We start from the raw sequence: 21,597 nt of genomic DNA, 5'->3' as shown, positions 1-21,597 counted from the left end.
AAAGCATTACTTAGAAGCAAGGCCCTCCAAGCGTGCTTTATGCTTTCGTGCTAATGTAAACTCGTATGACTCTGGATAATTCTTTTCGATTTTTCCATAGGTGCTGATCGCCTTTTCCAACTGCCCATCTGCTTCATAGGCAACCGCAAGTTTGTTCAGATACATTGGTGTAAAGAACTTATTCTCCTTATAAGTAGCTGCTTTTTCGTAAGCACTGATGGCTTCGCTGGTTTGGCCAAGCTCCAAGTGGGCATCTCCCAAAAGACTGAGCGCTTTAGCCTGTACAAAGAAATCATCTGCAGAGAAGTTCTCTAAATGATCTACTGCTTTTTGGAATTCCCCTTGGGTGAGATAGATAGAGCCCGTGTAGAAATGGGCAAGATTAGCAGAACTGGTTCCGCTGTAATCGTCCAAGATTTGGAGGAAACCGTCATTGACACCGTCACCATTCAATGCTAGGCCCAAGCTGTCCTGCTCGTAATAGTACACCGCCTGGAACATATCTGCTTGTGCTTGCTTGTCTTTATTGGCTTTGTCAAACTGGAAGTAAAGAATGCCTGCAATGACCAGGATTCCTACGATGATAATTCCACCAACGATACGTGAGTTTTTCTTCAAGAAAGCTTCACCTTTCCCCAACGAATCGGCAATTGCCTCAGGGTTTTCGAGCAGATCATGCTCTTCCTGATGCTGCCCTTTTTTTATTTCTTTCTTAGCCATTCTTTTAAAATTTCAGTCGCAAAGATAACGGTTTTCGTTTATCTGCAAACTATAACAAAAAAAGTCAGCTGTTTTGGCGGAAATATTTCCTCTTTCAGCTGACTTTTTCCCTGTAAACTATATTATTCCATTACAAAAGGATAATCCTCCTGCATGTAAACATCTTCAAATGCTTTTTGGCCGTCAGGCCATGGAGATTCCTCCGCGAACTTCACCGCATCAGCTACTTGCTTCTTCACTTTGGTGTCGATCTCCTTGATATCATCTTCGCTCAGGATCTTATTGTCCAGAATGGTTTTCTTCACCTGCTCGATCGGGTCTTTTGCTTTATACTCTTCTACCTCCTCACGTGTTCTGTATTTTTGTGGGTCGGACATGGAGTGACCCTTGTAGCGATAAGTTCTTATTTCCAGCAAGGTAGGGCCATCGCCTTTTCTCGCTCTTTCAGCTGCTTCGGCTACTGCTTCATGTACTTCTTCTACATTCATGCCGTCCACTGCGAAAGAAGGCATGTCGTAAGATTCGCCTAGCGTGGAAAGGTCATTTACATTGGAAGAACGCTTCACTGAGGTTCCCATGGCATAGCCGTTGTTTTCGATCACGAAGATCACAGGCACTTTGTAAAGCATGGCCAAGTTAAAGGACTCGTGTACGGCGCCCTGTCTTACGGCACCATCTCCCATATGGCAGATACATAGGTTTTTGGTGCCTTTGTACTTCTCGGCAAAACCAATTCCAAGCCCCATTGGTACTTGGGCACCTACAATGCCGTGGCCTCCCATGAAGTTACGCTCTTTATCAAAGATGTGCATGGATCCGCCTTTTCCTTTAGTGGTGCCTGTAGCCTTGCCAAACAGCTCAGCCATCACTGCGCCTGGATCTGTTCCCAATCCCAGCGGGTGGGCATGGTCCCTGTAGGCAGTGATCCACTTATCGTCTTTTTCAAGGGCAGTAATAGCACCTGCAGCACAAGCTTCCTGACCTATATATAAGTGACAAAAACCTCTGATTTTTTGTTGACCGTAAAGTTGGCCAGCCTTTTCTTCAAACCTCCTCATGAGCAACATGCTCTCATACCAAAAGGTATAGGTCTCTTTGGAGTATTTTACTTTGGATTTAGTGGTTGTCGAACTCTTTTTCGCCATATCGATAGTTATAAAATATGCATTTTTAGGGGCTCAAATATAAATAAGTATTCACTGATTAGCAAAGCCTTTTGCGAATCTGGAAAGGGATTCCCTAAATATCTGCTTTAGTATGGATGACTGGAAGGGAAAATATTAGCTGAATTCGGCTATAGCTATGTACCTAAAGCCAAAGGCCAAATAGCCAGAAGACCTTTTGATCTTGAAGAAGTTTCAGATCTTAATAGATAGGCTAACGCATTTCCGGGTTTAATCCCCTACCTTCTGCATGAAATCAGGGAAACCACTTGGCGTCCATTTCACGACTCTTGCTCGGGTAGCTCGGTTTGGATCAGATAGTTCAGGGCCTTGGATTTCTCTGTAATCACGGGCATGGTAAATCATGATCAATGTTTCGTCATCTTCAGCAGTAGTGAAGGAATTGTGGCCGGGGCCGTATCTTTTGACATCTTCATTGGTATAGAATACTGGTCCCGGTGACTTGTTCCAATTATCCTTATCCAGGAGGTCAGCAGCTTCGTCGATCCACAATAGGCCTACGCAATAATTGTCATTAGTGGCACTGGCAGAATAGGTGACGAAGATTTTTTCATCATGCTTGATGACTGCAGGGCCTTCATTGACATTGTATTTTACTCTTTCCCAGTTAAACTCAGGTGCTGTCAATATAACTTCAGGGCCAGTGAGGGTGGTGGCATCTTTCATTTCGGACATGACCAAAGCCGTGCCGTGCTCTCCCCCGTGGACATTTTGTGCCCAGATCATGTATCTTTTGCCTTTATGCTCAAAAGTGGTGGCATCCAGTGAAAAGGATTCAATATCCGTTTTGATCTGGCCTTCTTCTTTCCATTCACCTTCCATAGGATCGTCAGCATCATTCGAAAGGGCCCACATCCGGATGTTCCAGATATTCTCCGCTTCCCCAGCGGCAAAATAGATGTACCACTTGCCATCTACTTTATGCAGTTCAGGAGCCCAGATATGGTGCCCCATCACTCCTTTTTCGTGCTTGGTCCATAGTGTTTTTTCTTCGGCAGTTTTTAGACCGTTTATGGTGCTGGCTTTTCTGAGGACGATGCGGTCGTAATCTGGAACTGTGGCGATGAGATAATAGGTGCCATCATCTGTTTTATATACCCATGGATCGGCGCGCTGTTCAGCAATGGGATTATCAAATTGAAGTTCTTGTCCGATGAGGTTTTCGGTGCAGGAAATGGCCAAAGCCACTGCAAGGGCTATTTTAATGAGGTTCATTTTTAAGGTATTTGGTTGATCAATTCGGGTAAAGATATCAATATTGATCCATTTCAAAAACATAAAGTGTCAAAAATACACGAAAACTGATAAGTGTTTTGCCCAAATACAAATCAGTTGCCCGACCACAAAGGTCTCAGGATATCTAGGTTTGGTGAGTTTAACCCGTATTATGCTTATTTCGGGTTTAAGCCTACTAAGCCTAGGTTCCTATGTAGTCAAACCAAAAAAACACTTAATCTTTTCTGCCACAAAGGCTCGAAGGCACAAAGAGGATTGGTTGGGATTGGCGGTACACTTGGCCCCTTGTTCCAAAAAACTTGGTGGCCAAGTGGAGCCAAAATAAAAACCTGAGTTCGACCATAAATTCGCTGCCAATCCGTCATTCATTGCGAGCCTGCCTGGTGCCAAACAGGCCTGCCTGGTGCCAAACAGGCCTGCCTGTAGGCCAAAGGCGCGTTGCAATGACGGTTTTTAACATTGAAAATCAGGTTAAAAAACTTTTCACGAATTACTCAGGAAATCACTATTTAGGATTTTTCTGTCTATTATATCTACTGTCGTCCGACAAAATTTCGCATACGCCGAAAAGTAGGTTTAAACAAAAAAAGAAAAGATTTTTTCCATTTCCTAAAACCACCCCTTCAGAGGAAGGGGTGGTCAGAAAGTCCCCTTTAGGGGATTTAGGGGTGGATTTTGTCGAATTTCCTTCCAAGGGAAAAATCTTTACTCGGACGCCAATGTATTATATCCATGTAAACCTGAGTAATCCGTGAGAAATAGTTTTTGTTACCAAGCCCTGAATGCAGGAGGCTCTATGCCATTGAGTCTTAGGTAGACGATGAGGTTTCCCCTGTGGTGGATGCCATGGGTATCGATGAGGTTTTCCACTTGTCTGCGTGTGATTTTATTTCCTCCAAAGACCTCAACTTCTTCGTCAAGCTCAGCATCCGTCAAGGAAGCCGCGGTCTCGGTTACAAAATCGAAAGATTTCTCCACAGCCTCTTTTAGCTCGGCTTTGCTCATGTCTTTCTTTTCCAGGTTCACACCTGCATCACCCTCTTTGAGAAAGTTATTGGCCATCATGATATTGGCGCCGGCGATGTGCATGACCATTTCGCGAAAGCTCATGACATCATCTACAGGTTTAAAGTCAAGTTTGTCATCGGGCATGGCTTCCAGAATCTCTACCGTGTATTCTTTCATGGTGTTCCATTTTGAGGAGAACTCTTCTTGATTGGTTTGGGCATTGGCATAAAAAGCGCTTAGCATCAAGCAAAGCGATAATACGATGGGTTTGAAAATTTTGATCATAATATTTAGGTTTTGGTTAGTTGTCATGAAAAGAATGCTGCCAGTTATCATTGGGAGGATCATTTTCACATTAGAAAATCTTTTTTGCGATGTCAATAGCCCTATGTGGCCACTGACGCACCTAATTTAATCATTTTAAACATGAGAACAGACAATATCTACCATGTAAAATGAGAGATTGGGATCATTTTCCTAACTTTGGTAGCATGAGAAACAGCGTGATTTTCGGTTTGGTACTTTTGGTATTGGTAGCTTGTGGAGGGAGAGATTATTTACCAAAACCCAAAGGCTACAACCGCATAGACCTTCCTGAACGAGTATTTGTTTCCCTTCAGGAAGATTACCCGTACCAGTTTGAACGATCGGTTCACAGTATGGTGGAGGCGGACACCTTTAACCTGGCCGAAGAAAATTGGATCAACTTGGCTTATCATTCCCTGGGTGCAAAAGTCCACCTGACATACAAGGCGATCAATGGAAATGAAGCCAGACTCAGGGATATTTTGGATGATGCATTCAAGCTGACCGCAAAACACCAAATCAAAGCCTATAGCATCGATGAGGCAGTGACCAGGACACCGAAAGGCTATGTCGGTGTGGTGGCAGAACTCAGTGGGGAGGTGCCTACCCAATTTCAGTTTTTTGTGACCGATTCTACCCAGAATTTTTTAAGAGGTGCATTGTATTTTAATACCGCGGTCAAAAACGATAGCTTGGCTCCTGTAATCGAATACATCAAGGAGGATATGGTACATCTGATGAATACACTGGAGTTTAAAAATTAAGGTCTGGTTTTTGATGTTTGACACTGCTTATCACTAAAGGTTGACATTTACTACATGAAAAGTACGATTTGGTTTTACGGTATCATCGCCCTGGTGCTGTTGATGGCTTCCTGTGCAGGTTCCAAAAAGGTCAGCAAAGCACCATCACCCGCACCTTTGCCCAATGATAAAGCTCCTGAAGTGCCAACTGTCCCTGATGAGAAGACCGTCGATGCACCGCAACCAGAGACTTTGCCGATGTTTGTTGCTCCCGAGCGGGAGATGAGAGGGGTGTGGATTGCCACGGTGGCCAATATAGACTGGCCTTCCTCGAGTACGGACAGTTTTGAACAGCAGCAGCGCGATTTTATCCAAATATTGGATTTTTATAAACAGCGAAATTTTAATGCTGTTTTTGTCCAGATAAGGGCCGCGGGAGATGCTTTTTATCCCAGCAAGTTGGCTCCTTGGTCTCGGTATTTGACTGGAAAAGAAGGAAAGGAGCCGGCTACTGTCATAGATCCATTGAAGTGGATGGTGCAGGCCGTGCATGAGCGGGGAATGGAATTCCATGCCTGGCTGAATCCATACAGAGCATCCTTTAACCTCAATGTAGATGAGCTAAGTCCCTCGCATGATTACTACCGCCATCCTGAATGGATGGTGAAATACGGCACCAAACTTTATTATAATCCCGGTCTTCCTGCCGTAAGGGAGCACTTAGTGGAGGTCGTTAAGGAAGTGACCAGAAATTATGATGTTGACGGAATTCACTTTGACGATTATTTTTATCCTTATAAGATCAAAGGAGTCGAATTCGATGATAAAAGTGCCTTTCAAAAGTATAGCAATAGCCTATCATTGGCCGATTGGCGGCGCACCAATGTTGATCAGCTTATCCGAAATGTCAGTGAGACAATCAAGGATGAAAAGCCTTGGGTACAGTTTGGCGTAAGTCCTTTTGGCGTGTGGCGCAATGCCTCGGTAGATCCTCGCGGTTCGAACACCAGAGCGGGGCATACCAACTATGATGATCTTTATGCAGATCCACTTGTGTGGATGAAAAATGGCTGGGTCGATTATATTGCCCCACAAATCTATTGGAGCCTGGACTTCCCGGCTGCCTCTTATAAAACCCTTATCAAATGGTGGTCGGATAATGCTTACAACACGAAAGTCTATGTGGGCAATGCCTCCTATAAAATCCGTAGTGATGCTGATGAAAGCTGGAATAGCAGTTTCGAAATCCCCAATCAGGTAGCATTGGGAAGAAACATTCCCGGCATCAAAGGGAATGTGTTTTTCAGGGCAAAGTCCATGATGGGCAATAACCGGGACGTGGCCAATCTCCTGCTCCAAAATAATTACATCAACCCTGTATTAACGCCAGCACTCCAAGTGAGTTCTGGCGTGATGCGGGACTTGGTGCCCGAAGTGGAGAGTTCCCACCTGGCCGACAGGGGGCTGCAATTAAAAATCACCAATGCTTACTTGTCCGAGGCGGTTGTCCTTTTTGGCCTATCGCCAAGTGGCAAATGGGAGCTCGTAGAAAGTCAGCGTACGAGTACTTCGATTGATGGGGAGACTTTTGCCTTCGATAGCTTTATGATCCAGAATTACCAATACCTCGCAGTGGGCTTTATGGGAAACTATGGTGAGCTTTCGCAGATGAACGTGTGGAAGCCGTAGGGGTGCTTCCAGAAATAGGCTTGGTTAAAAAGGAGGGTGACTCACTGATTATGAGGTTTGGATACAGGAACTACTGGAAGGTTGGCGCGTCAGTGCTAAAATTTAGCCAAGCAGCTCATACAGCACCTTTGTTTTATGAGTCAGGAGGATAGAAAACGGATTTAGTACGAATACAAAAAAAGCTGTCTATTTTCATAGACAGCTTTTTTCAATAGCTTAAAATATGCTACCTAAAACAGTTTGATTTTATTCCAGCTTTTAAAGAGGATAAAGAAGCCAATGGCACTGATGACCGTGGCGATACTTGCGGAGAGAAGATTGTCATACAGCCAAAATCCAATGGCAAACAGCGCCGAATAAATGGCCACAGAACCGGTAACCATCAGCCCGATTTCAAATGGTAACTGACCTTGCTCGGCTTCTACTTCTGGATGCTTGTCCAGGACTTTTCTCCATCCGTAAGCAGCGGGTTTTACTTTTTTATAGAAGGAAAGGAGTACCTCGTCCTTCTCGGGCCTGGTCACCAAGGTTACCGTCAGCCAAGTGGCGGTGGTAATACTCACGCCATACAGCAGCTTCAGGTATTCCATTCCTTCAGGGATGCTGATAATATTAAATTTAGGGTTAATGGTCTCAAAGAATAGGGCAACAATAAAGGAAATGATCATCGCGGAGATTTCGGTGTAGGAATTGATTCTCCACCAGAACCATCTCAGGATAAATATCAAGCCAGTGCCGGCACCGATTTGGAGCAGAATATTGAAGGCTTCCAGGGCATTGGAAAGAGCCAGTGCCAGCAATGCCGCCAGTCCCATGAGTATCACAGTGGAAATCCTTCCCACATTTACCAATTCCTTATCAGAAGCCTCTGGCTTTACAAAACGCAGATAGAAGTCATTAACGACATAGGATGATCCCCAGTTAAGGTGGGTAGAAAGCGTGGACATCACCGCAGCGATCAAGGATGCCAATACGATTCCGATCAAGCCTGTGGGCAGGTATGTCAGCATAGCAGAATAGGCAAGGTCATTTCCAAGCTTATCGGCGGGCATGTGTGGAAATGCTTTTTGCAGATCACTGATTTCCGGAAACACGATCAATGAAGACAAGGCAATAATAATCCATGGCCAAGGACGAAGCGCATAATGGGCCACATTAAAGAAAAGCGTCGCGCCAATGGCATTTTTCTCGTTTTTGGCAGAAAGCATCCTTTGGGCGATATATCCTCCCCCTCCTGGCTCAGCACCTGGATACCAAGTGGCCCACCACTGGATGGCAATGGGAACCAAAAGCATAGGGATCACTTCGTTCATATTGCTAAAGTCAGGAAAGAACGAAAGTTTGTCTGAGACATTGGGGTGCGTCAGGAGGTTATCGAGTGAACCTATCTGTGGTAAGTCAATGATGTAGATAGCTGCACCGATGGCACCGGCCATCGCGATAAAGAACTGAAAGAAGTCTGTAAGCAAAACGCCCTTAAGTCCACCCAGTGAACTGTAAATTACCGTTACGATAGAAGCGATCAGTAAGGTCTGAACAGGTGTCAATCCAAGCATCACACCGCCGATCTTAATGGCTGCCAGTGAAACGGTCGCCATGATCATGATGTTAAAAAAAACGCCCAAGTAAATGGCCCTAAAACCACGCAGAAAAGCAGCAGGTTTGCCGCCATAGCGAAGTTCGTAAAACTCCAGATCAGTGGTGATTTCTGACCTTCTCCATAGTTTGGCATAGACAAAAACAGTCAGCATACCGGTCAGTAGGAAGCACCACCATCCCCAGTTGCCAGATACACCATTTACACGGACAATGTCCGTAACCAAGTTTGGGGTATCAGCAGAAAATGTCGTGGCTACCATCGATACGCCCAGTAACCACCAAGGCATATTCCTCCCGGATAGGAAGAAGTCTTTAGAACTTTTACCGGCGGATTTGGAAGTAAATATGCCTATCAGTAACGAAATAATGAAAAAGGCAGCGATAATGCCCCAGTCGATAGGAGAAATGTTCATAGTCTATAATTGTCTTTTGATAATTCTTTAACTGTAATCGCTTATTCACTAATGATGACTATTTCCTTTGTAAAAATAAGTTTTATAAAATTTTATAATTAACAAAACCTACTTAACGAAGAAATTTTACTAATGTATTCAATAATTCACGAAATACAAAAAAAGTATTTCAGTGATAAATATTTTCATTTGCCCAAAGAAAAGAAATATTAACGAAAACATATATTCCAATATATATTTTTTATTTTTACGTTCGTTTTAAGGTATGAAATGTTTCATAATCTTTTTTATTTTAGATTTTAGGAACTAATTTAAATAAAACAGGTTTAACATAGCTGATCTGACTCATAAGGACAATTATGGTTTCCCTCAGTGCAATAGACAACGCTATACATATGATAATCGGGCAGCTTCTGGAAAGTTACGGCCACGACACACTGGATGTCAAAGTGAGCCGATATGGCTCGGGCCACATTCACAAGACTTTTTTAGTGGACAGTTCCAAAGAGCAATTTATTCTTCAGAGTTTTAACCAAAAAGTGTTTCCCTATCCTGACCGGATATCAGGAAATCTCCAATTGGTAAGAGATCACCTGAAGGAAAACGAGCTTGATTATAAATTGCCCTTGCCAATGAAAACTACCGAAGGAGCGCTTTTTTCGGGTCATGGGGATGGTTTTTATCGACTGTTCCCCTTTGTGCCAGGCAAGTGTATCGATAAGGTCGAGAATCCACAGCAGGCTTATTTGGCGGCACGCGCTTTTGGCGGTTTTATCAACGCTTGTTCAGCAATAAAGACCGACGGCATGGAAGAAGTGATTGAGGGTTTTCATGACCTGTCCCTTCGCTATCGACAGTTTGAAAATGCCCTGAAAAGCACCCAGGTGAAACTCGAAGGAGAAGTGAAGGAATGGGTGGAGTTTTATAAAAAGCAGGTTTTATTGGTGCGAAAATTTCGACGCTTTGTGGATATCCTTCCGCTTCGCGTAACCCATAACGACACCAAGATCAACAATGTCATCTATGCCGATGATTTTAATAAGATCAATGCGGTGATAGACCTGGATACAGTGATGGCGGGCTATGTTTTTTATGACTTTGGGGATTTGGTACGCACGGTAGTCTGTACAGAGGAGGAAGCGTCCACCGATTGGGAAAAAATCGATGTGGACTTGGAGAAGTACGCTGCCTTGCTGAAGGGTTTTGGAGAGGCCTTGGGCGATAAGCTGACCGCCGACGAAAAAGCATCCCTGACCTTCGGAGGGGAAATGATGGCCTGTATCATGGGGCTTCGGTTCTTGACCGATTATCTCAATGGCAATGTCTATTATCCCATCAGCTATCCCGAACAAAACCTCCACCGAGCCAAAAACCAAGGCCTATTGCTACAGGCATTGCAAGGTAAACGGGAGGAGATTTTAGATCTTGCTGAGAAGTTATAAATCCATCAGCAAACATGTGTTTAGTGGCACATAATCTACTTATTTAGTTTTTTTTGGAAATTGCTTTTTTTGATAAGAGTTGAAATAGGCTAAGTTGGTTTTATGTTTTGGTTGACATGGAAGAAGTTTTTGGGGTCGTATTTGGTCTTGATTTGGCTTAAACGCGAATAATTGTCTCCGTAGGAGGCTTTTACACGATCTTGGCCTTCTTCCATCATGAAGTTTACATATGCACCACCAGCTGAATGGGGATGGATGGCCTCCCAGTAGCTTTTGGCCCAGCTGCTGATTTTGTCTTTATTGGCTGGATCTGGATCCACGCCTACGATCACTTGTGACCAGTTCGCATGGCGGTAAGCCCAAGCAGTGTCAGCATTGTTCTTGTCATGGCATGCGCCATTAATAGGGTAGAAGTGAACGGTGGAATGGACGCTAGGAAGTTTTTTGGCAAATTGGATATTTTCTTGAATGGCCTCACCGGAAAGCTCCTTGATAAAGTCGGCCTTCCAGTACCACTGTAATCCCGTTGGGTAAAGACCGTCAAATAGCTGCTGTAGCGAGGCATACGGCATTGAGTCTACATAATCCAGTGCCGGTTTTTTGAAGTCCCTGAATTTTTGAAGTGCAGCCTCTGAGTCAGCCTTATTGCCTACATTGCACCAGACTAGGCCACACATTTTTTTGAGGTGGAGAGCTTCGGGAAAAAGATCCACTGGGGGCACAGTCAGGAAGGCAAAATAGCAGTATATATGTTTTGGGGCTTTTAGGATAAAATCCTGATAGAAGCGCATCATCTCTTCTGTTTCTTCTAGGTGCCAAAGCATGGGCCCGCCCTGAACCATGCCAGCATCATGTAGCTTAAAGAGAAAGGATACTACAATGCCAAAATTTCCCCCGCCTCCGCGAATCGCCCAAAATAAATCTGAATGCTGGGTTTCGCTGACAGTAATCAGGCTACCATCTGCAAGTACTACGTCTGCTTCCAAAAGGCTGTCAATAGCTAATCCGTACGCCCTGGAAAGGTGGCCCAGCCCCCCTCCAAGTGTGAGACCGGAGATTCCAGTGGTGGATAGGATACCAGTAGGTACGGCTTTGCCAAAGGGCTGCGTGGCATGGTCGACATCCTGAAGTAGACAGCCTCCTTCCACGCGGACCGTTTCCCTGTCCGGATTGACCCTTATCCCATTCATTTCCACAAGGTCAATAACCAATCCATCATCCACAATGCCCAGTCCACCCGCATTATGGCCACCGGACCTTACAGCCACAGTCAGATTGTGCTCACGCCCAAAATTGACACAGTGCAGGACATCAGCTACATCCTTGCACTTTGCAATAAGGGAAGGATATTTATCGATCATGCCGTTGTAAACCTTTCTGGTGCTCTCATATTCATCATCGTGTGGTTGGATTAGTGAACCTTGTAGCAATTCCATTAGCGTTTTGAGGTGATCTGCTGAAATTACCGAAGAAGTGGAATTTGGAGTTTGCATAATTGTCGTGTTAAAGCGATGCTTAAAAATCAGAAGAATTGACATTAGCTATTTGGTATTGGTAACCAATAGCTTACAGTGGTGAAGTTACCAAAGTCCTAATCCGGTGTTACTGTAAAAATCCGCCAATTTTAGATCTTAATGCAAAATCGTTGATCTATCCAGATAGGAAGAAGCCAATGGATTGTCATCTTTTTTCATGCCGGAAGGCGTAAGGGACACCTTGGATTTAAAATCATGGGCAAGATGTGCTACATCATAGTAGCCGGCCTCAAAGGCAATTTCAGAAAGACTCCTGTTTTTAGCAGATCGTAACAAAAATATGGCATATTCCAATTGGATGATTTTGGCGTAAGCCTGTACAGAAATACCTACCTTATGTAAAAAATGCCTGTTTAGTGTGCGCTCGGACATGCATGCTTGTTGGCCAAGCCTTTTAACATTTATCAGCCCTTTTTTTCGAATGATCTCATTGACAATATGAAAGATGGGGTCATCGACAAAACTAGATTTGTCTGGAAGTAAGGACATGAAAGCCTTCTGCAGCTCCAACTGATGAATGGATTTGACCTTCACATTGTTTTCCAAATAGCTAAGGTGCTTTCCTTCTTTTTCCAACACCTCGCTTATCATCACTGGCATATTGGTCATTTCACGCATGGGACATTTTAGAATGTGGTAACCTATGACGGGATGAATTTTTATTGCATATCCTTTTCCATTATGGTTCATACCAAAGTGCAAGGAACTGTCCGTAAATAGTCCAGTCATATAAACTTTGTTTACGATCATGCTTTTTTGACTATAATTTAAAAAACGACAAGAAAGCCCATCACCTATAAAAATATTTAGAACCAAGTACCCTATCCGAGGAAAAATCACTTTAAACTCCTCGTCACATTCCATAGAAATGAGTTCATAGGAAATGTCGTAGTCTTTAATAACTGTCATTCCCGGATTGGTGTGGATAGGCGGATGCATAGGGAATTTGTTTAATCCTTTAAGTTAACAAATAAAAATGCTCTTAACAAATGTAATGTTCTGTAAAACAGGTAATTAAAACTAATCAATGCTTATGATTATTTCGGCAATTGTCCTGGATCATGGTATGTTCCAACATACTACCTTCTGATTACCCTTTAAAGGCAGTTGATATAAAAAAGGCTACTCCATACTCGAAGTAGCCTTTTTCGATATTAAGTTGTTTTTGAGGCCTTATTTAGCCCACCATAGCTTGGTGCCCTGCATGTCAGGGCCTTGCACGTCAATTGCTTTTCCATAATTATCTGGATTGGAAGCCTGAAGACTACTTCCATAGCGGAGACGCTGAGGGTAGCCACCGGCTGTAATGGTGCCCGGCCCATACAGCTCATAGTCACTCACCCCGGCTGCTAGAGAAGCTGGATATCCCGTATCCCTTACAATTGCCCACGCTTCATAGCCATCGGTGTAATGGGCGATCCATCGCTGGATAGCTACTTTTTCCAGGTTTTCGTCCACTGTTCCGTCCAGCTGAGCGATAGGTTCAGCGGCCAAGAAAGCGTCAATGGCAGCATCGTCTACCGCCCAGACTCTCATGGCTTCTTTGATGCCCATTTGGTACAGGTCCTGAGCATTGCCTGCGCCGATTCCTTTGAGGGCAGCCTCAGCCTGTAAGAAATAGGATTCTGCAGAAAGCAATACGGTTTCTGGTGTTGCAGAGCCACCTTGGTTTTTCTGTTGGATCACCAGGTTACTTGGTTTACTGAAGAACCCAAATTGCAGTAACGAAGACATTTCTCCGCTGAGCCTTACTGGCTGGCCGATGAAATTGGTGTTTTCTGGCATGGTTACCACGATGGCGTCGCCTTGGTCATCCCAAGTGTACTCAGCTCCAGATTGGTCAAAGAGTCCCTTAAGGAAATTGGTCCTTTTGGGGAAGAGTGCATATCCTTCACCATCCTCGGACTCAGTTGGACGGGTAAGGGTAAACGTTCCTCCTTCAGCAGGTTTGGCGTACTGCTCCAGACGTGGGTCATTATTGTCCCTGAGGTAATCGATCAATTCTCGCCCCAGTACCCAATCAGAACCTACTCCAAAATTATGCCACACATCAGCATAGGTAGAGTAATCCCATTGGGAAATTTCCAAGTCTTTTTCTATCAAGGCACTTTCTCCTTCCGTTAGCAGAGGAGCTGCCAGTGCTTCATTGATGGCTACTTGACTGAAGTCATCACCTTCTGCTCCCAAGGCCCGCATGGCCACTTTTAGCTTCAGCGTATTGGCAAATCGCTTCCATTTTTGAAGATCACCATCATAGATGACGTCATTGTCACCAAGATCTTCCAGGGCGTCTCCGGTACTGGTATTGTCACCGATGGCTGCCATGGCCGCATCCAGGTCAGCGATGATGCCTTTATAGATGTCCTTTTGGGAATCAAACTTTGGTAAAGAGATATTTTTGTCGGAAAAAACCTCACTGTAAGGGATCATCCCAAAAGTGTCTGTGTATAGCTGAAAATAGTGGCTCTTCAGGATCAGCACCACCGCATGAGTAAGCTCATTTTCAAAAGCACCATCTGGTGCAGTAAATTCCAGTAACTGTTTGACAGTACCCAATAGGCCACTGAAATGGTCCCAAGCGGCGTCGGTATAGGCTACGTCATACGAATAGCCCAGTTCATCACTCCACCAGCTACCATTTTGGCCGAAGGTAAAATGTCCGGCATAACGGTCGGTATGGATAAGGTTTGCCCTCCAATAGGCATATCTGGCCGGAATGTACGGCCTGATCATCAATTCGGTAAGGAAGTATTTTGCACTGGCATCATCCTCGCCTATCAGGTTGGGATTGGTGTTCATCTCCTCGAAGTTCGATGTACAAGCCCCAAGGGTCAATGTCATCAGTCCCACTAATGTTGTTTTATGTAAAATATTCATAATTGGCTCGTTAAGGGAAATTAAAATTTCACGTTCAGGTTAAATCCAAGGGATCTGGCCGTAGGCATGGCGTAATAAAGATAACCTTGTCCCGCATTGCTGGTCCCAAGAGTGGATTCCGGATCAAATCCCCCGTCAAATCCTTTGTAGAAGAAAAACAGGTTCCTTCCGATAAAGCTGATGGAAGCGGATCTCACCACGCTGTTGCCCAAGAAGGAAGTAGGCAGGCGGTAGGTCAGTGAAAGTTCTCTCAAACGGACATTGGTCTGATCCATGATGTAGTTTGACCCGATGCCACTCATAGCTCCCCAATACTGCTGGGCCGTGATAGGCTGTGTGTTTTCGGTGAAGTTACCATCTTCGTTTTCGATCAGTCCATCTACGATGATGCCTTCTTCTCTGTATTGTAGAGTCTTTTTTGAGATACCGGCACCGTCCATGGCAGCTTGTGTACCGGCATACATTTCTCCACCAAATCGGCCGTCAATCAAAAACTTCAAGGTGAAGTCTTTATAGCTGAACGAGTTGTTGAAACCAAGCAGGTAATCAGGCTGGAAGTCGCCAACTTTCACACGCTGGGCGGTGGCCTGTGGCATGCCGTTGGCAGTGAGGATCCAATCACCTGTTTCTGGGTCAGTCATGATGTCCGTGGCCCAAATCTCACCGTACCCTGATCCTACAGTGGCACGTGTTTCAGCAGAACCTGAATTGTTCACGTTCCACTGGCGGTTAAAGGCATCCGGTAAAAATTCCTTCAGCTCATTTCTGTTGTGGGAGAAATTGAGGTTGGTATTCCAAGTGAAATGTTCGTTCCGGATAGGAGTGCCTCCTAGCATTACTTCAATCCCTTTGTTGGTTATTTCACCTACATTGGTATGTACTTCAGCCCGACCGAGAGGGTTTACGGCCAAGTTATCAGTTTCCACAATATCAATCAGGTCAGTAGAACTGATATCATAGTAGGCAAAGTCAAAGTACAAACGGTTTCTGAAGAAACTACCTTCGAGGCCGACCTCATACGTTTTGGTAAACTCGGGACTCAGGTTCTGGTCATACCATACAGAAGGTACAGTCAGCGTAGTAATGCCCAAGTAACTGTTGTTTTTGTTTTTCAGGTTATAGCTGTTTTGAAGGCTCCATGCTGAGGCGTCCTTACCTACGCTTGCCCAGCTACCTCTTACTTTCAAGTAATCCATCAATGTTTGGTCAGGATCGATAAATTCGCTGACCATTACTGCTAAGTTTACAGATGGATAGAAATAAGACCGGTTATTGGATGGTAGCGTAGAAGTCCAGTCATTTCTGCCTGTCACATCCAAGAACACCAATCCTGCATAATCAAATGATGCAGAAGCATAAAGGGAATTGGTCACGCGTTCTGTGGGTACGCCGGCACTGTAATTTACTTGGTCAGCACTGCCAATTGTTGTTTTGGTAGGGATTCTCAAGTTTTGGCCGTTTAGGCTCATACCTTGTGAAAGCTGCTTTAAGTGATTGCCACCGATATTGGCCGTTACTCTTAGTTTTTCCGTGATGCTTTTATCGATCATGAACAAGAAGTCCGCGTTGGTCTCCTGGTAGCGATTATTAGAGAATCCTACACGACCATCAGGGTAGAACCAATGGCCAGGCTGTGTGGCACTTTCATAGCGGATGTCGGTCCAGTCCGTACCTACACGGGCATGGGCAGAAAGCCAATCGGTAAATTGGTACTGGATCTTCGCAAAACCTATAAATCTGTTACGGGTGTCTTCTGCTTTGTCATAGTTTAGGGTCCAGTACGGATTTATGGCACTCTCTGCATAATTCCTTGCCAATCCAGTTTCTTCGTCACGGTAATCCCTAAAATCATCCATGATGGCATTTCTTGGGACATTGTACACACCTGCAAGCAAGCCTTCAGAACCTTGATTTACCCTGTTTCGCGTAAATTGGTTGGTGTAGGTGGCTTTGGTATCCAAGGATAGTTTGCTGGATAGTTTGGCAGTTGCCCTTAAGTTAAAGTTGTTTCTTTTAAGAAAAGAATTCTCTACCATTGCCTCGTTATAGGTATTGGTATAGGAGAATCTGGCTGTTACCTTTTCCGTGCCACCTGTAAGGGCTACTGTGTTGACGAAGTTTCCGCCGGTGTTAAAGAAGTTTTCCACGTTATCGGGCTGTGCAGCGTATGGTTTGGTACTTCCATCCCAATAAAGTTGGTCACTTCCGTCCAGCTTGCCACCCCAAGAGCCTCCAGTGGTACGCAGTTCAGCGTAATCGGTGGGGGTTCGTCCTTGCGTTCCCTGTCCATATTCGTTTTGGAATTCTGGCAGGAGCATAGGATTGGAGAAAACAGAACTACTGGAGAAGTCTACACCGACACCTTTTCTGTGCGTACCTTTTTTGGTAGTGATCATAATCACACCATTGGCAGCTCTGGAGCCGTATAGGGCAGCAGCGTTTGGCCCTTTCAGCACGGTCATCGATTCGATATCATCTGGGTTGAGGTCAGAGATACCTGATCCTGTATTGGTACTGGTGTACATATTGCCTCCTTCGTTGGTGCTGGAGTTGTCCATCGGAATACCGTCCACTACATAAAGGGGCTGATTGCTTTGGGTGAGTGAATTGTTACCACGAATAATCACACGAACACCAGCTCCAGGTCCTGATCCAGATTCGGTGATATTGACCCCTGCTACACGTCCTTTCAGGTTGGATACTGCGCTGGTAGAAGCTTTTACGGTATTAATGTCCTCGCCATCTACTTTTTGTACGGCATATCCAAGTGATTTTTTGTCCTTTTCAATACCGAAAGCTGTAACGACGATCTCACTAAGTTCTTCGGTGTCTTGCTCCAAAACAACATCGATAGTAGTTTGGCTTCCCACCGAAATGGTTTGGGCCGTATAACCCAAGTACGAGAACTTTAGTGTCTGTCCCTCGTCCACTAAAATACTGTAATTTCCATCCAAGTCGGTAATGGTTCCTTTCGATGTGCCCACGATGGTAATGCTTACTCCTGGGATGGGGTTTCCGTCTTCACTGCCGGTGACAGTACCTGTGACTGTGACTTCAGCCATGTCAATTGCTCTTGGGGTAAATTTTCCCGTCATCTCTCTTGCCAGAACGTTATTGTCCGCAATCGGTTGCAGGAAGCAACCGACCAAAGCCAATGCAGCTACTGGTTTAAGCAATGGTAAAGATTTAGCGTTCATAAAATTTTGTTAAGGGTAAAGGTTGTATTTAATGAGATTTAAAATCACCAAGCGAATTGGTGAACCATTTTGCTATTACGGTAACTGATAATAGTTACCGATAAAATAAGTGGCTTTCCCCAAAGAAGAATTGGATTCTCATCCCATTCGGGAAAAAAATCACTTAAGTTTTCAATTAACTTAGTTCAATATATATAAAAAATATACTATATCGAAAAACATCCTGTATAAATTCTACAAACATGATTGATTTCTATAGATCCTAGAATGTGTGAAAATCATATTTTATATATGAAATGCCATAAAGAAATTCTTTTTCGGTGTTTATATATAAATTATGATGAGGATTAATTAATTTTTGTTTATTGTAGGTGACTTAAAAAAGAATGGACAATATAAATAATTTAAGTTCTTTTTTTGACAATTGATAATGATTTTATCTAGTTTTATGCATAAAATAACCTTAAAAATGTAGCTGTATTTGACGCTTACCGAAGCCTATCAAAATCATCACCTGTTACACTCAAGAGCAAAAGGGAGCAGCTCGATTTACCATCGTTTTTGAATTATAGCGAGGGGAAAATTGGACTGGTCATTATCGTCTACGAATCCATTGTTTCCAAAGCCCCGCAGCAGGCCCAATGGCCATAAAAACAAATATGTACCTGGCATCATAGGTGAGTATTAGGTGATTAAGTAGCTGAATGCTGAAAATGGAAATAGCATATCCCATGGAGTTTACGATTGTCAGTGCGGTGCCCTTATACTGCAATGGGGCATTTTGGGCTACCATGGTAGAAAAGATTGGGCTGTCAGCCACGACAGTAAGTCCCCAGAAAAGTAAAAATCCCAGAAATATAGCAGGGCTTGTCATAAAAAGGAAAGGTGAAATCAGGCAACAAATCCCAGAGGATGCCAAGGATATGGAAGCCATTCGTTTATTTCCCCACTTTTCTGAAAACATACCGCTGGCCACACAGCCAATTCCTCCAATGCCAATGATCAAAAATGACCATACAGCCGAACGATCTGAAATAGAAGGATAATTGTGTAATGTTGCATAGATGGTGAGCATTGCTGGCACAAAAGCCCAGAAAGCATAAAGCTCCCACATATGGCCAAAGTACCCTTGGGCGGCAGTTCGGAAGGTTGGTTTTTGGAAAATTTTAAAAATGGCTGATAGATCCAGCTTCTGGGAAGCTTTTCGATAAGGACCATCCGGGACCAAAATCCATAGCATAAGTCCCCCGATGGCAGCCAAAGCAGAGGTACCAATGATGACCGATTTCCAGGCAAGTCCTGTGGTGAAGGCACTGATAAAATGCGGAAAAGCTGTCCCCAGCACCAATGCGCCTACCAAGAAGCCAAGAGATTTCCCCAGGCCTTTTTCAAAATAATCAGCGGCGATTTTCATGCCCACCGGATATATGCCCGCTAAACTAAAGCCCACAAGGCTCCTACTGGCAACTAGGCTGGATAGGTTGTTTTCCGGCAAAAGGATGCACAGGTTTAAAGTACTCCCCACGATAGCACAGATGAGAAATAGTTTTGATGGAGACACCCTGTCCGAAACAGCAAACAGTGCAAACATCAAAGTGCCGACAATAAATCCAACCTGAACAGCAGTGGTAAGATGCCCCAGTGCCGTGCTTTCTAATCCAAAATCCAGCAACAGAGCGCCCATCACGGCATTGCTGGCAAACCAAAGGGAAGTGCAGCAAAATTGGGCTGTAACAATTATGGTAAGGACGGGTCGCTGTTGGCTCATTGTCCAAAAATAGCCAAAAAATCATTTTCTTTTACTGGACTTGGCCATGGGGTTAAAAAGAAGACATTTGTCCACCCAATATTCCAACTGAGGCTCTGTATCCACTACTTTCCCATCTACAAATACGTATCCTCTCATGCTTTTTCCTGTGAAATTCATCTCCATAGAGCCTGCCTGCTGAAGGGCTTCCTCGTATTGGTCTGGCCCTACCCTGGCCATGATGCGATCTTCGTGCACGCCAATACACATCTTGCCATTGACCATAAAACAGATTCCTCCCATCATCTTTTTGGCTTCAAAAGCCTGTTCTGTTCGGGAGAGCAAGTTTTCTATACGATTTGCCAAAAGTGTGTTAAAAGCCATTTTTTTGGTTTTGGGTGAAACGTAATTTAACCAAATAAAATGGTGAAGTCAATGGGGCAATAAGAATTGGAGAAATCCATTTTAGCGACTTCTGGCAATTACTTCAGAGATCGTAGGATGTCGATGACGCTTTCCCTTTGTAAAATATACATGCCCAGTCGCTCATGGGAGATGCCTTTGCATAGTTGATAGGTGTAATGGAGCTTTTGGTCCTTCAGGCTGGCATCAAAGTACCTGAACAGGATACTGTTGTTTTCGTGTAGCTTTTCGGCCACTTCCAAAATATGGGATGAGATAAAAAAGGTGCTTCCCTTGATACAGGAAAAGGCCTCCAGGACTGCCAGTGACGCTTCATAGGCGTCTTTGACGTTGGTCCCCCGGAAGAGTTCATCAAAGATCACAAAGACCTGCTTCTTTTGCTGGATGTGAAGGGCGACGTCTTTGATCCTGTTTACTTCTGAGTAAAAATGGCTGTAACCGAGCCCCATGTCGTCCGGTAAGTTGATTGTGGTGGAGAGACCTTTGTAAATGGGGGTTTTCATGCTCGTGGCGGGAACAGGAAAACCAAGGTGCGCAAGGTAAATGGCCAGCCCCAGGGATTTTAGAAAAGTGGATTTTCCGGCCATATTGGGGCCGGTCAGGAAACAAATGTTTTGATGTGCTTTTGTGCTGATCGAATTCCTTACGGGTTTTTCCAGGAATGGGTGAAAGAGTTGGGTGATTGTCAACTGCGGGAGCGGGGATTCAGAATAGTCCGCTAAGCACAGCTGGTGACTTATTGCCGTTTGTGCGACGGCATTAAACGCATCGAAGAGGTATATCGTTTTGACCAAATCTCGGGTTTCGAGTAGGTATTTGTGTCTAAAAAGGTAATCGTAGCGATAGTGTTTGATTTTACGGGGCTTTGGCCCGAGCTCTTTAAGCATTGCCTTGATCTCCGGTTTGTCCAGATAATTTTGGATAAGGGAGAAGTACTGACGAAGGCTTACAGGGACTTTTATTTTTGGGATTTTTTCTAAAGTCCCCGTTAAGGCCAACAATAAAAAAATCATCTTTTCTATTCCTGTTTCGATCAGGTATTGGTCGTTTTTATTGTTTTGTCGGACAAAGTGCTTTTGGAAATAACCATCAATTGAATTGGGCTTTAGCACAGTTTTATTTACCCTGAAATAATGGTCAATGAAGTCCATCTGGCTGGAATTTATGGGTAGGGTAAATCCTTGATGCATAAAAAACCTGATGATGCCGGATCTTCTATGGAGTTCCTCCATGTTGTCCAAGGGAGATTGCATCAGGCCTTTGAGCTGGAGCTTGCCACCAAAGGTCTGGGTGCGGTTGAAAAAGGAAAAGATGCTTTTACCATCAGGCTTGTCATTGAAAAGTTCTAAATCCCTGATGGTCTGCGGGTCAATCTCGAAGGCCATGTCTAAGAAAGTTTTAGTTATTAATACGGCAAAGCAGCTGAAAAAGGTTGTGGCACTGACTATAAATCGCTTCTTGGAGTTTCTATGAATGAC

Annotated in this window: 15 protein-coding genes; 3 read left to right on the top strand and 12 right to left on the bottom strand. The window is 44.2% G+C overall.

Annotated elements, in window-relative coordinates:
- Nucleotides 1-6: 6 nt before the first annotated feature.
- From FKX85_RS04285 to FKX85_RS04270, 4 genes are all read right to left on the bottom strand, one after another.
- A complete protein-coding gene (locus FKX85_RS04285; RefSeq protein ID WP_141613554.1) occupies nt 7-720 on the bottom strand; it encodes a tetratricopeptide repeat protein in 714 nt (237 codons plus the stop codon).
- Between the two features lie 122 nt (nt 721-842).
- Nucleotides 843-1,865, bottom strand: a complete 1,023-nt coding sequence (pdhA, locus tag FKX85_RS04280; RefSeq protein ID WP_141613553.1) for a pyruvate dehydrogenase (acetyl-transferring) E1 component subunit alpha — start codon at nt 1,863-1,865, stop codon at nt 843-845.
- A 249-nt stretch (nt 1,866-2,114) separates the two neighbouring features.
- Nucleotides 2,115-3,119 (bottom strand): glycoside hydrolase family 43 protein, encoded by a 1,005-nt coding sequence (locus FKX85_RS04275; RefSeq protein WP_141613552.1) that lies wholly within the window; start codon nt 3,117-3,119, stop codon nt 2,115-2,117.
- Nucleotides 3,120-3,908: 789 nt separating this feature from the next.
- Entirely contained in the window at nt 3,909-4,433 is a 525-nt protein-coding gene (locus tag FKX85_RS04270; RefSeq protein ID WP_141613551.1) for a DinB family protein, read from the bottom strand.
- Between the two features lie 206 nt (nt 4,434-4,639).
- On the opposite strand from FKX85_RS04270, the gene gldD reads away from it, so the two are divergent.
- On the top strand, nt 4,640-5,218 hold the full coding sequence (gene gldD / locus FKX85_RS04265) for a gliding motility lipoprotein GldD (RefSeq protein WP_141613550.1): 579 nt from the start codon (nt 4,640-4,642) through the stop codon (nt 5,216-5,218).
- Between the two features lie 54 nt (nt 5,219-5,272).
- The gene (locus tag FKX85_RS04260) at nt 5,273-6,886 is read left to right on the top strand and encodes a glycoside hydrolase family 10 protein (protein WP_141613549.1); all 1,614 of its coding nucleotides are present in this window, start codon (nt 5,273-5,275) and stop codon (nt 6,884-6,886) included.
- A 230-nt stretch (nt 6,887-7,116) separates the two neighbouring features.
- Here the strand turns inward: FKX85_RS04260 and FKX85_RS04255 are convergent, their stop codons facing one another.
- Complete coding sequence (locus tag FKX85_RS04255; protein ID WP_141613548.1) at nt 7,117-8,898, bottom strand: sodium:solute symporter family protein; 1,782 nt, start codon at nt 8,896-8,898, stop codon at nt 7,117-7,119.
- Between the two features lie 395 nt (nt 8,899-9,293).
- On the opposite strand from FKX85_RS04255, the gene FKX85_RS04250 reads away from it, so the two are divergent.
- Nucleotides 9,294-10,340: a phosphotransferase enzyme family protein gene (locus FKX85_RS04250; protein ID WP_229239758.1), complete on the top strand. Its 1,047-nt coding sequence runs from the start codon at nt 9,294-9,296 to the stop codon at nt 10,338-10,340.
- An 89-nt stretch (nt 10,341-10,429) separates the two neighbouring features.
- Here FKX85_RS04250 and FKX85_RS04245 read toward each other — a convergent pair whose 3' ends face one another.
- The 7 genes from FKX85_RS04245 to FKX85_RS04215 all read right to left on the bottom strand — a co-directional run bounded on the left by FKX85_RS04245 (nt 10,430) and on the right by FKX85_RS04215 (nt 21,504).
- A complete protein-coding gene (locus FKX85_RS04245; protein WP_229239757.1) occupies nt 10,430-11,833 on the bottom strand; it encodes an FAD-binding oxidoreductase in 1,404 nt (467 codons plus the stop codon).
- Between the two features lie 138 nt (nt 11,834-11,971).
- Complete coding sequence (locus FKX85_RS04240; protein ID WP_141613546.1) at nt 11,972-12,814, bottom strand: helix-turn-helix domain-containing protein; 843 nt, start codon at nt 12,812-12,814, stop codon at nt 11,972-11,974.
- Between the two features lie 234 nt (nt 12,815-13,048).
- Entirely contained in the window at nt 13,049-14,752 is a 1,704-nt protein-coding gene (locus FKX85_RS04235) for a SusD/RagB family nutrient-binding outer membrane lipoprotein (RefSeq protein WP_141613545.1), read from the bottom strand.
- 20 nt (nt 14,753-14,772) lie between these two features.
- The gene (locus FKX85_RS04230) at nt 14,773-17,949 is read right to left on the bottom strand and encodes a SusC/RagA family TonB-linked outer membrane protein (protein ID WP_141613544.1); all 3,177 of its coding nucleotides are present in this window, start codon (nt 17,947-17,949) and stop codon (nt 14,773-14,775) included.
- A gap of 595 nt (nt 17,950-18,544) precedes the next feature.
- Nucleotides 18,545-19,717: an MFS transporter gene (locus tag FKX85_RS04225; RefSeq protein WP_141613543.1), complete on the bottom strand. Its 1,173-nt coding sequence runs from the start codon at nt 19,715-19,717 to the stop codon at nt 18,545-18,547.
- A gap of 21 nt (nt 19,718-19,738) precedes the next feature.
- On the bottom strand, nt 19,739-20,080 hold the full coding sequence (locus FKX85_RS04220) for a TfoX/Sxy family protein (RefSeq protein WP_141613542.1): 342 nt from the start codon (nt 20,078-20,080) through the stop codon (nt 19,739-19,741).
- A gap of 98 nt (nt 20,081-20,178) precedes the next feature.
- Nucleotides 20,179-21,504 carry a MutS-related protein gene (locus FKX85_RS04215; RefSeq protein ID WP_168196211.1) on the bottom strand — a complete coding sequence of 442 codons (1,326 nt, stop codon included), beginning with the start codon at nt 21,502-21,504 and terminating at the stop codon, nt 20,179-20,181.
- Nucleotides 21,505-21,597: the final 93 nt, after the last annotated feature.

The organism is Echinicola soli (assembly GCF_006575665.1).
In the GTDB taxonomy this organism is placed as follows: domain Bacteria; phylum Bacteroidota; class Bacteroidia; order Cytophagales; family Cyclobacteriaceae; genus Echinicola; species Echinicola soli.
This window is presented reverse-complemented; position numbering and strand designations above follow the sequence as displayed.

What these genes read in the sequence shown, in the direction of transcription:
- FKX85_RS04285 (WP_141613554.1), bottom strand. Translation starts at nt 720, where the DNA reads ATGGCTAAGAAAGAAATAAAAAAAGGGCAGCATCAGGAAGAGCATGAT.
- pdhA (WP_141613553.1), bottom strand. Translation starts at nt 1,865, where the DNA reads ATGGCGAAAAAGAGTTCGACAACCACTAAATCCAAAGTAAAATACTCC.
- FKX85_RS04275 (WP_141613552.1), bottom strand. Translation starts at nt 3,119, where the DNA reads ATGAACCTCATTAAAATAGCCCTTGCAGTGGCTTTGGCCATTTCCTGC.
- FKX85_RS04270 (WP_141613551.1), bottom strand. Translation starts at nt 4,433, where the DNA reads ATGATCAAAATTTTCAAACCCATCGTATTATCGCTTTGCTTGATGCTA.
- gldD (WP_141613550.1), top strand. Translation starts at nt 4,640, where the DNA reads ATGAGAAACAGCGTGATTTTCGGTTTGGTACTTTTGGTATTGGTAGCT.
- FKX85_RS04260 (WP_141613549.1), top strand. Translation starts at nt 5,273, where the DNA reads ATGAAAAGTACGATTTGGTTTTACGGTATCATCGCCCTGGTGCTGTTG.
- FKX85_RS04255 (WP_141613548.1), bottom strand. Translation starts at nt 8,898, where the DNA reads ATGAACATTTCTCCTATCGACTGGGGCATTATCGCTGCCTTTTTCATT.
- FKX85_RS04250 (WP_229239758.1), top strand. Translation starts at nt 9,294, where the DNA reads ATGATAATCGGGCAGCTTCTGGAAAGTTACGGCCACGACACACTGGAT.
- FKX85_RS04245 (WP_229239757.1), bottom strand. Translation starts at nt 11,833, where the DNA reads ATGCAAACTCCAAATTCCACTTCTTCGGTAATTTCAGCAGATCACCTC.
- FKX85_RS04240 (WP_141613546.1), bottom strand. Translation starts at nt 12,814, where the DNA reads ATGCATCCGCCTATCCACACCAATCCGGGAATGACAGTTATTAAAGAC.
- FKX85_RS04235 (WP_141613545.1), bottom strand. Translation starts at nt 14,752, where the DNA reads ATGAATATTTTACATAAAACAACATTAGTGGGACTGATGACATTGACC.
- FKX85_RS04230 (WP_141613544.1), bottom strand. Translation starts at nt 17,949, where the DNA reads ATGAACGCTAAATCTTTACCATTGCTTAAACCAGTAGCTGCATTGGCT.
- FKX85_RS04225 (WP_141613543.1), bottom strand. Translation starts at nt 19,717, where the DNA reads ATGAGCCAACAGCGACCCGTCCTTACCATAATTGTTACAGCCCAATTT.
- FKX85_RS04220 (WP_141613542.1), bottom strand. Translation starts at nt 20,080, where the DNA reads ATGGCTTTTAACACACTTTTGGCAAATCGTATAGAAAACTTGCTCTCC.
- FKX85_RS04215 (WP_168196211.1), bottom strand. Translation starts at nt 21,504, where the DNA reads ATGGCCTTCGAGATTGACCCGCAGACCATCAGGGATTTAGAACTTTTC.